The organism is Klebsiella sp. RHBSTW-00484 (assembly GCF_013705725.1).
Classification (GTDB): domain Bacteria; phylum Pseudomonadota; class Gammaproteobacteria; order Enterobacterales; family Enterobacteriaceae; genus Klebsiella.
In genome coordinates this window covers 37,040-46,437 of sequence record NZ_CP055486.1, presented here as the reverse complement: position 1 = coordinate 46,437, position 9,398 = coordinate 37,040, and the positions used below count along the sequence as shown (strand labels likewise).

Below are 9,398 nucleotides of genomic sequence, written 5' to 3'. Positions count from 1 at the left end.
AACCCTCTTTCCGCTTGTGCGGCAAGAGGTAGGGCGCTACAATGCAGACCATAGTTTGGGTGTTTCTGGTCGTCTGCATCGGTCACGCCTTGGGGTTCCAAACAGTGCCACCTGCTAGGTTCCCACCTCTTGCCAAGCCCCGCTGCCACGCGGGGCTTTGCTTTTTCATCCATCTGAACTCCGCTCCTTCGCTTCCAAAGTTCGCGGAATCCAGCCTTTTGCATTCGCCGTCCAGTGCAGCACGCCATGCTGCCGCAGCACTGCCGCCGCGCCATCGAAAGAGCGAAAAAACCGGATGCCTCCCCGGTACTGGCCGAGAATGCGCCGCTCGTTGCCAACGTGCAGCACGATCACCAGCCCGCGCTCTGTGTTCTCGATGACAGCGCCCTTGATCTCATGCGGTGCGTTCTTCGCAAACGCCTTGAAATGAGAGGGCGGCAGTACCTCCAGACTCAACGGTTCCATTTCAACCATCACTTTATACCCCACGCGCCGTATTTCATCAACATTATTAAATTTCGCCAAATCAAAAATGTATGGACTATAGTCCATGCTTTTGACCCGTCCAGCCGGTTAAGTGATTACTCAATCACTCTTTTCATCAAGTGAGCGCACCAGTTCGCGCAGAATGTCCGTGATGCTGCGCCCGGTCTTGGCGGCGTAAATCTTCAGCTTCGTGTGCTCGGCCCGGTCGAGGTCGAAATTCACCCGGACGGTGGCGGCCTTGTCGGCAAGGTCGGACAAGGTAGGGCCAGCCTTCGCGGCGCTCGGGCGGCCTGCTTTCATGCCAAGTTTCCCGCTACTCATTTTCACCTACTCCTTAATTACTCAAATGGTGCAATTGAGGAAACGGCGCACTTCCTCAGCCAGCGCCCGGATTTCCTCGGCGGCCTCGCTCGTCGGCTCTTGGTCAATGGCCGTGGTGCCGCTGGCCGCGCTGCTCGGGTAGATGACGCGCTGCGTGATGCGCGTTTGCAGGATCGGCAGGCCGTACCCGGCCAGCGCCTCGGAGACTTCCGCACCAATCTTGGTGCCCTTGATCGCACGGGACACCACGAAAGCCGCTTTCAGCTTGCCGTCGGTCAGCTCGATGCGCTGCTTGACCAAATCCACGAGGTCAGAGGTTGCCCAAATGTCGTAGGGCGACGGCTGCACCGGGATCAGCACGCAATCGGCGGCCTTCATTGCCGACACGGCCAAGTCATGAGCCTGCGGCGCTCCGTCGATCACAACAAAGTCTTTCCGGGCCACGCTCTTTAGATCGCGCTCGATGGTGGGCCGGTCGATGCCAACCACGGGCACGGGTTGATCCTCGCGGACGGCGGCCCAATCGCGGGCGCTGCCCTGCGGGTCAGAATCAACCAGCAACACGTCTGCGCCGTCGAGTTGCAGGGCGCGGGCAAGGTGGGTGGCGATGGTGGTTTTACCCGCCCCGCCCTTCTGGTTCAGTACAGCAATGACTTGCATATGCGCTCCTTGAGCTATTGAGCGTTTGAGGAAAAAAGGAATTACTCAAGCGCAGTATAGCATATTGAGGATTTGAGTAAATGCACCTTTTGAGGGTTTGAAGTCATAAAAAACCCCGCACGCGGCGGGGTTCGGTGGCAGGGCAGGGGAGGGCTTAGGCGGCCTGGTGGATCTCGTCGGCCACCTGTCGGCACATGGCCAGCATGTCGAGCGTGCCCGCTGCGATGGCCTCAAGGGTCGCATCATCCAGCGCCTGCACGATGCTGGTAGCCCGGCGCTCAAGCTCCTGCCGGGCGATGCGCTGCCAGTCTTGCACGTCCATCAGGGGGTCGTCTCAGAAAACGGAAAATAAAGCACGCTAAGCCGGTGGCAGCGGTCGCAATGGCCTGAACTTCCCCGCACCGACCTTGGCACTGCTGCGCCATAGGTAATCGCCGGTCAGGTTGATATGCTCCCACCCCAGCGGGGACAGATATTGCAGCAACGTATCGTCCAGCGCCTTGCCGTGGGCACGCAAAGCACTGGTGGCACGCTCCAGATAGACCGTGTTCCACAACACGATGGCCGCCGTCACCAGATTGAGGCCACTGGCCCGGTAGCGCTGCTGCTCAAAACTGCGGTCGCGGATTTCACCCAATCGGTAGAAGAAGACCGCCCTGGCCAGCGCGTTGCGCGCCTCGCCCTTATTCAGCCCCGCATGGACGCGGCGGCGCAGCTCCACGCTTTGCAGCCAATCCAGAATGAACAGCGTGCGCTCGATGCGCCCCAGCTCGCGCAGGGCGACGGCCAAGCCGTTTTGGCGCGGATAGCTGCCGAGCTTGCGCAGCATCAGCGAGGCCGTCACCGTGCCCTGCTTGATCGAAGTGGCCAACCGTAGGATTTCATCCCAATGAGCGCGAATAGCCTTGATGTTCAGCCTGTCGCTGCTAATCATCGGCTTGAGTGCATCGTAGGCAGTATGGCCCTTGGGAATGAACAGCTTGGGAAGGTGCGAATAAGCAGGTCATTTCTTCCCAAGCTGACTCGCTGATTAAAATTTCGCGGATCTGGGCCGATTTTTTTCCCGCAAACACATCGAATCAGCCTATTTAGGCTATTTTTCGACATTTCTGGCGTTATTTCCGGTTTTTACTGAGATCTCTCCCACTGACGGATCATCTGGTCCACCCGAAACAGGTTGGCCAGGGTGAATAACATCGCCAGTTGGTTATCGTTTTTCAACAGCCCCTTGTATCTGGCTTTCACGAAGCCGAACTGCCGCTTGATGATGCGAAACGGGTGCTCCACTTTGGCACGGATGCTGGCTTTCATGTATTCGATGTTGATGGCCGTTTTGTTCTTGCGCGGATGCTGCTTCAAGGTTTTTACCTTGCCGGGACGCTCGGCGATCAGCCAGTCCACATCCACCTCGGCCAGCTCCTCGCGCTGTGGCGCTCCTTGGTAGCCGGCATCGGCTGAGACAAATTGCTCCTCTCCATGAAGCAGATTACCCAGCTGATTGAGGTCATGCTCGTTGGCCGCGGTGGTGACTAGGCTGTGGGTCAGGCCACTCTTGGCATCGACACCAATGTGGGCCTTCATGCCAAAGTGCCACTGATTGCCTTTCTTGGTCTGATGCATCTCCGGATCGCGTTGCTGCTCTTTGTTCTTGGTAGAGCTGGGTGCCTCAATGATGGTGGCATCCACCAAAGTGCCTTGGGTCATCATGACGCCTGCTTCGGCCAGCCAGCGATTGATGGTCTTGAACAATTGACGGGCCAGTTGATGCTGCTCGAGCAGGTGGCGGAAATTCATGATGGTGGTGCGATCCGGCAGGGCGCTATCCAGGGATAATCGGGCAAACAGGCGCATGGAGGCGATTTCGTACAGGGCATCTTCCATGGCACCGTCGCTCAGGTTGTACCAATGCTGCATGCAGTGAATACGCAGCATGGTCTCCAGCGGATAGGGCCGCCGGCCATTACCAGCCTTGGGATAAAACGGCTCGATGACAGCGGTCAGATTCTGCCATGGCAGAATCTGCTCCATGCGGGAGAGAAAAATCTATTTTCGGGTCTGACGGCGCTTAGTGCTGAATTCACTATCGGCGAAGGTGAGTTGATGGCTCATGATGTCCCTCTGGGATGCGCTCCGGATGAACATGATGATCTCATATCAGGAACTTGTTCGCACCTTCCTTAGCCCTCGCCTCACTACTGTCTATCGCACATTTTTGCAAATCCCGTCGATTATTTATTTCCATATGAAACTGAAATCCGTAGCATAGTTTGACGAAAAGAACAGGCCATCAGGATGAAAATGGCCCGGGTAACAACCCACCACCTGAAACGGATGTCAGCCTCTAGGAGCTGTAACCTAAGGGCGGTAGCGTGCCTGCGTCAGGCCACTCGTTCTGAAAAACCGAGCGTCCCGCCCCCCAACCATTACAGATCAGACAAAGGGCTACGTACCCCATTGGCGCCGTTTTGCAGCACATGGGTATAAATTTGTGTGGTTCGGACATCAGAATGGCCCAGTTGCTCCTGCACGGTTCGAATATCCGCCCCCCGCGCCAGCAAATGGGTGGCAAAGGAATGGCGCAAGGTATGACAGATGACCGGTTTTCCCAGCTGTAGCTGACGCGCCGTGGCTCGAACCGCTTTTTGCAGGGTAGTTGGATCCAGATGATGTCGACGCAAGGCCCCATCGACAGGATCGCGACTCAGATGGGATGCCGGAAACAGGTAGTGCCAACCCAGCTCTTTGCTGGCAGCCGGATACTTGCGCGCCAATGCCGTCGGCAAGGCCACCCCGGCATACGCGTCGTTTAAGCAGTCCGTCATATAAAAGCGCTGGACGTAGGCAATTTGCTCCCGCAGGGCCGGAATGAGTTCCGAGGCCAGAGTCACACGCCTGTGCTTGCCCCCTTTGCCATTCCAGACCATCAGGCAGAGGTAGTTGAAGTCGATATCCTGCACGCGCAGGCGCATCACCTCCATCAGCCTGAGTCCGCTGCCATACATCAGTTGCGTCAAGAGACGAAGATGAACTGGCATAGCCAGCAACAAGGCTCGGACTTCACTTTGCGTCAAAACAGTTGGCAGTTTGGGAGGGCGCTGGCCGCGCGTAAATTTCATCTCGAGCTGCAGAGGCCGTAACAAGACAGTGCGATACAAGAAGACCAGCGCATTCAACGCCTGGGCCTGAGTCTTGACAGCCACATGGCGCTCGGTGACCAGATAGGACAAAAATTGCTGAACCTCCGCCTCACCCAGCTCGACCGGATGCTTCATCCGGGAAAAACGGATAAATGCTGCATATTCCCACGCATGGCGATCGCTCAATAACATTCATGCCGATCACGTAATAACATCCATGCCGATCACTCAATAACATCCCAAGCCGATCACTTTTTACCCTCGATGGGAAACCATGATCGGCATCCATGTTATTGGTGACTTTTTCTTCCCGCTTCGTTAAACCCGCACTTTCCCATCTGCTCCAACAGAGGAACGTGCATGTCTGCGAGGCCTATCACTGTGAGAAAACTCAAAGAAATTCTTCGCCTTAAATATCAGGCTCAACTGGCTCATCGGCAGATCGCCCTCAGCCTGCATATCTCTCCTAGCACCGTATCCTATTACCTCAACCGGGCGGCTCAACTGGGTATCATGACCTGGCCCCTGTCTGAGTCCTGGGATGATGTCTCCCTGGAGCGCGCATTTCTCAAGACCTGCTCTGTCCATAACACTCAGCACAAACCCACTCCCAACTGGGCCTTGTTGCATCAGGAACTCAAAAAACCAGGTCAAAAAGGCGTGACCCTCGAGCTGCTATGGCAGGAGTACGCCGAGCGCCATCCAGGCTCCCACTACAGCTACAACCACTTCTGTCGGCTCTATAAAGAGTGGGCGGCCCTGCTGCAACCCTCGATGCGGCAGACCCATATTGCGGGCGAAAAACTCTTTGTCGACTACTGCGGCCAGACCATGCCCATTGTCGATCCGCATACCGGCGAGATCCTTTACCGGGCCCAGATCTTTGTCGCCGTGCTGGGGGCCTCCAACTACACCTTTGCCGAGGCCACCCGCTCCCAGCAGCTCGATGACTGGGTGATGAGCCACAAGCGCGCTTTCGAGTTCTTTGGCGGTGTGCCGCAATTGGTAGTACCTGATTGCCTCAAGAGTGCCGTCAGCGTGGCGCGCAATACCGATCCGGATCTCAACCCCACCTACCAGATGCTGGCGGCCCATTTCGGTACGGCGATCATGCCCGCGCGGCCCCGCAAGCCGAAGGATAAGTCCAAGGCGGAGGTGGGCGTGCAGATCGTCACCCGCTGGATCCTGGCGGTGCTGCGTCATGAAACCTTCCATAGCCTGGCCCAGCTCAATCAGCGAATGGGTGAACTGCTGACCCGGCTCAACCAGAAACCCTTCCAGAAGCTGCCTGGCTGCCGTGCCTCACTGTTTGCCGAGCTCGATGCACCGGCGCTCAAGCCGTTGCCGGATTATCCCTATCACTACACCAAAGTAGTGCCGGTGCTGGTTGGTAAGGACTACCACGTCGATCTGGAAAAGCACTATTACTCAGTGCCCTATGCCTTGCAGGGCAAGCGGCTGGAGGCGCATCTGGCCGAGCATACCGTCACGCTGTACCACGCGGGCAAGATCGTGGCCGAACACCAGCGGAGTCATCACAAAGGCCAGCACAGCAGCCTGCGTGAACACATGCCCGCGCATCATCAGGCACTGCTGGAGTGGTCGCCGGAGCGACTGCTTGGCTGGGCGGCGTCCATCGGCCCCTACACCACGCATTGGGTGGATGGCTTTATCCGGCAGGCAGAGCATTCGACGCAAGCGGTGCGTCCTTGCCTGGCCTTGCTGGGGCAGAGCAAAACCTATGGCAAGGAGCGGCTGGAAGCGGCCTGCCTCCGGGGGCACCTGACCGGCGCCAACCGGCTGCACAACATCCGCAGCATGCTCAAGCAGGGGTCAGTTTGGAGATCGGAAATTTTTGTACGTTAAGCACATTATTCAACCAATTCGGATGCGTAAGTGATTGATTTATCGTCAGTGGCTATCGCTTTTAGGTTGTCGCTCTTGCTGTATCGCATTTAGGTTATCCGATTAAGACAAAATCCCCTGAAAACGCTGTATAGCGCGGGAGTACACCCTATTGCTATAGGTAAGTCTGTTCAAAAAACAGGCTTACCGTACAATAATTCTCTATATCCAAACTGACCCCAGGTGGAGCAGCTCGACTATCGGGCGGGTCGAGGCGTGAGCAAAGCGCAGATCCGCCAACTGCTGGAAGGACACTGGCTGAGTCATCAACAAAACCTGCTGCTAACGGGCGCGGCAGGCTGTGGCAAAAGTTACCTGGCGTGTGCCCTGGGTCGTTACTTTATCCGGCAAGGAGTCGGCGTGCGGTACTACCGGCTGAAAACCCTGCTCGAAGAGATGCGACTGGCCCAAGCGGATGGCAGCTATCCGAAACTGCTGGAGCGGGTAAGCAACATAGGGGTACTGATCCTGGATGACTGGGGCATGGAGATGCTGGACGCGAGCGAACGCAGCAACCTGCTGGAGATCATCGATACCCGCTACGGCAACGTCTCAACGATAGTGGCGAGCCAATTGCCGGTGGAGAAGTGGTACGGGATGATCGGAGAGGCAACCTTCGCCGAGGCGATCTTGGACCGACTGATCCACAGAGCGGTGCGCGTGACCTTAACGGGAGAATCGATGAGAAAACAGGGCGCCAACTTGACCGATGCCGATCAGGCGGAGTAAAAGGAAGACGCTATAAACGCGGGCAGAAAAAAAGTGATCGGCATGATGTTATTGGCTGATCGACATGATGTTATTAGCCAAATGCCTTGATCCAGTGCAGATAGGCTTCAACGGTTGCCATCGCGTAACGCAGCATCAACATCTGCTCATAGATGCTTGCCAAAAACGGCGAATGAGGCTTGCGCATGAGTCACCTACACATGTATATATAAACAGTATATATACGAGCAAGTCCCATTGCTGACTATGAAGAAACTTTCCGCATTTTTGCATAATCTATGCGGTACAAAAACATTGCCAAAGCGGGCTTTATCCGGGATTTTCAAGCTTCCGGTACATAGTCTCACACCAGACTATGACGACCCGATCCACCCCAAAATCACGGATAGATTCCGTACAATAAATTGTTGGGCGTCAAGGAGACAGTGGTGATCGAATCTGGCAGCGAAGACATTTACGCCGGGCTTAGTGAACGCGACTGGCACTCTCTCAAGACTTTGGTGTTGGATGCGGCACATAGCCCGGCGGGCATTTCAGTACCACCACATTTGCGGTTCCATGACGCAGCAAAGTCTTTGCAGTTGTTTGTCGAAACGCGTGACGCGAAGCATTTGGATCAAGCAGCCAAGGCGTTGTGCCCGTTATATCCGGAGAGGGCATGGTTAGCCTTAGCAAAGAGTTGACGCCCAACCCATCCATCGAGAGGGACCGCCTATCGGCGGCCCCTCATGTCAGACGTTAGGCCAAAAGATAGGACGCTTGCGATGATTCAATGTAATAGCTTGACAGATCTTATAAATTTGTCGATTGATAAAGGTGACGATCTGAATTGCTGGATCTATACCAATATAAGTACATGGAATAACTCACCATCCTCAGCAAAATTCTTTTTCATTGACGAAGATGAAGTCTATGATATGGCAGATGATGAAGTATATGAAACTGAGAATGGCGGGTATCTCCCTCTGACTCTTCGTGAGCTTGATCTTTATCCGTGGTTTGAAAGCGGAACACTGGTCGGAGTGATTGAAAATGCATCTATTACTCAAGCGCCAGGTCAAAATGAAGTCGATCGATTTATTTTCGCTGCAAACTACTACCGCGAATATGATGACTTTTATGATTACCCAGATACTTCGGCCTAACAATTCATTCAAGCGGACGCCATAAAGCTTCGCTTTTCGGTGCCCTCGCCTGTGGCTCGGCGCCGCTTAATTCAAACGTTAGGGCTAATTTCATCATGCACAGAAAACTGCTTGCTGCATTTTTAATATTCACGGCGATCATATTGGGGTGTTCCGATAATTCGTCAGAAGAGCGCATTCGCGAGGTGCTTGGAATTCCAAAAAACCAGGAACTTACTGAATCGCTGGTATCAGAGCGAGTCAAAGCACTCGTTCCTATTGAAACGCCGGAATGGTTGGTGGCCGAGAAATTAAAGAGAGCCGGTATTGGAGAAGACTCATTAAGTAGCTATAGCTTCATCCCAACGAAAAACATTGCAATTGTACGAGTCGAGTTCGATTCGAACACATCCGGTGTCGTGAAGAGCACATGGATCATCACTCTGCAATTTGATTCTTTGAAGAAGCTTCAGGCTGTCTCAGCAAAGCGTTACCTTACAGGCATATGAGAGCCAACGAGCCCTAACAAATAGTTTAAGTCGTTCGCTTCGCTCACTGGGACGCGCAAAAAGCACGCGCGCCCCATAACTAAAGTGTTAGGTGCCAGATGCATCCAGAAATCGAGGATTTATCCAGAACTATCCAAGAAGCTGCAGACTTTCTTTTGTCTGTAGGTGAGCAGCACTGGGGCAACTGGCTTGCAAAAGATGCAGCTTTAATCCGAAATTCGGATTTTAGAGGCGTTGAACATGTTTTAAATGCATTTGGCGGTATGGGCAGCATCAACGATTTGATCATTCATCCAATAAATGGTCACTCAGTGAGCGAAGATCAAGTTTCAACCGCTAATGAAAAACTAGAAGTATTACTAAGCTCTGTAGCCATCAAATCGAAAAAGCTCTACAACGAAGAAGTTGATGCTCGGCGAGGCACCTAACTAGTGGTTCAATCCGTTCGCTTCGCTCACTGGGACGCGCATAAAAGCCGCGCGCCCCATAACTAAAATGTTATGTGGGCAGCAGAATTGAATTTATCA

Annotated in this window: 10 protein-coding genes and 4 pseudogenes; 6 read left to right on the top strand and 8 right to left on the bottom strand. The window is 54.4% G+C overall.

Going from position 1 to position 9,398, the window contains the following annotated elements; genetic code table 11:
• Nucleotides 1-165: 165 nt before the first annotated feature.
• From parC to HV213_RS32845, 8 genes and pseudogenes are all read right to left on the bottom strand, one after another.
• A complete protein-coding gene (parC, locus tag HV213_RS32875) occupies nt 166-552 on the bottom strand; it encodes a ParC family partition-associated protein (protein WP_011270177.1) in 387 nt (128 codons plus the stop codon).
• 33 nt (nt 553-585) lie between these two features.
• Nucleotides 586-786: a plasmid partition protein ParG gene (locus HV213_RS32870; protein ID WP_008166578.1), complete on the bottom strand. Its 201-nt coding sequence runs from the start codon at nt 784-786 to the stop codon at nt 586-588.
• 42 nt (nt 787-828) lie between these two features.
• On the bottom strand, nt 829-1,467 hold the full coding sequence (gene parA / locus HV213_RS32865; RefSeq protein WP_008166580.1) for a ParA family partition ATPase: 639 nt from the start codon (nt 1,465-1,467) through the stop codon (nt 829-831).
• Between the two features lie 154 nt (nt 1,468-1,621).
• On the bottom strand, nt 1,622-1,789 hold the full coding sequence (locus HV213_RS32860; RefSeq protein ID WP_154597817.1) for a hypothetical protein: 168 nt from the start codon (nt 1,787-1,789) through the stop codon (nt 1,622-1,624).
• Nucleotides 1,790-1,825: 36 nt separating this feature from the next.
• Nucleotides 1,826-2,449, bottom strand: a pseudogene (locus HV213_RS32855) (Tn3 family transposase); the annotation flags it as partial.
• Nucleotides 2,398-2,614 (bottom strand): annotated as a pseudogene (locus tag HV213_RS33675) (hypothetical protein). The pseudogenes HV213_RS33675 and HV213_RS32855, both read right to left, overlap by 52 nt.
• On the bottom strand, nt 2,596-3,495 hold the full coding sequence (locus HV213_RS32850; RefSeq protein ID WP_442788180.1) for an IS5 family transposase: 900 nt from the start codon (nt 3,493-3,495) through the stop codon (nt 2,596-2,598). Before HV213_RS32850 ends, HV213_RS33675 begins: the two are co-directional and overlap by 19 nt.
• A gap of 395 nt (nt 3,496-3,890) precedes the next feature.
• A complete protein-coding gene (locus HV213_RS32845; protein ID WP_228288650.1) occupies nt 3,891-4,790 on the bottom strand; it encodes an integron integrase in 900 nt (299 codons plus the stop codon).
• Nucleotides 4,791-4,964: 174 nt separating this feature from the next.
• On the opposite strand from HV213_RS32845, the pseudogene istA reads away from it, so the two are divergent.
• From istA to HV213_RS32815, 6 genes and pseudogenes are all read left to right on the top strand, one after another.
• Nucleotides 4,965-6,437: pseudogene (gene istA, locus HV213_RS32840) on the top strand (IS21-like element ISAs27 family transposase); the annotation flags it as partial.
• Nucleotides 6,438-6,689: 252 nt separating this feature from the next.
• Nucleotides 6,690-7,238: pseudogene (istB, locus tag HV213_RS32835) on the top strand (IS21-like element ISAs27 family helper ATPase IstB); the annotation flags it as partial.
• 428 nt (nt 7,239-7,666) lie between these two features.
• Complete coding sequence (locus tag HV213_RS32830) at nt 7,667-7,921, top strand: hypothetical protein (RefSeq protein ID WP_181486567.1); 255 nt, start codon at nt 7,667-7,669, stop codon at nt 7,919-7,921.
• Nucleotides 7,922-8,002: 81 nt separating this feature from the next.
• Nucleotides 8,003-8,383 carry a hypothetical protein gene (locus HV213_RS32825; protein WP_181486566.1) on the top strand — a complete coding sequence of 127 codons (381 nt, stop codon included), beginning with the start codon at nt 8,003-8,005 and terminating at the stop codon, nt 8,381-8,383.
• Between the two features lie 95 nt (nt 8,384-8,478).
• Complete coding sequence (locus HV213_RS32820; RefSeq protein ID WP_181486565.1) at nt 8,479-8,871, top strand: VirB8 family type IV secretion system protein; 393 nt, start codon at nt 8,479-8,481, stop codon at nt 8,869-8,871.
• A 98-nt stretch (nt 8,872-8,969) separates the two neighbouring features.
• Entirely contained in the window at nt 8,970-9,299 is a 330-nt protein-coding gene (locus HV213_RS32815; RefSeq protein WP_181486564.1) for a DUF6966 domain-containing protein, read from the top strand.
• Nucleotides 9,300-9,398 lie beyond the last annotated feature (99 nt).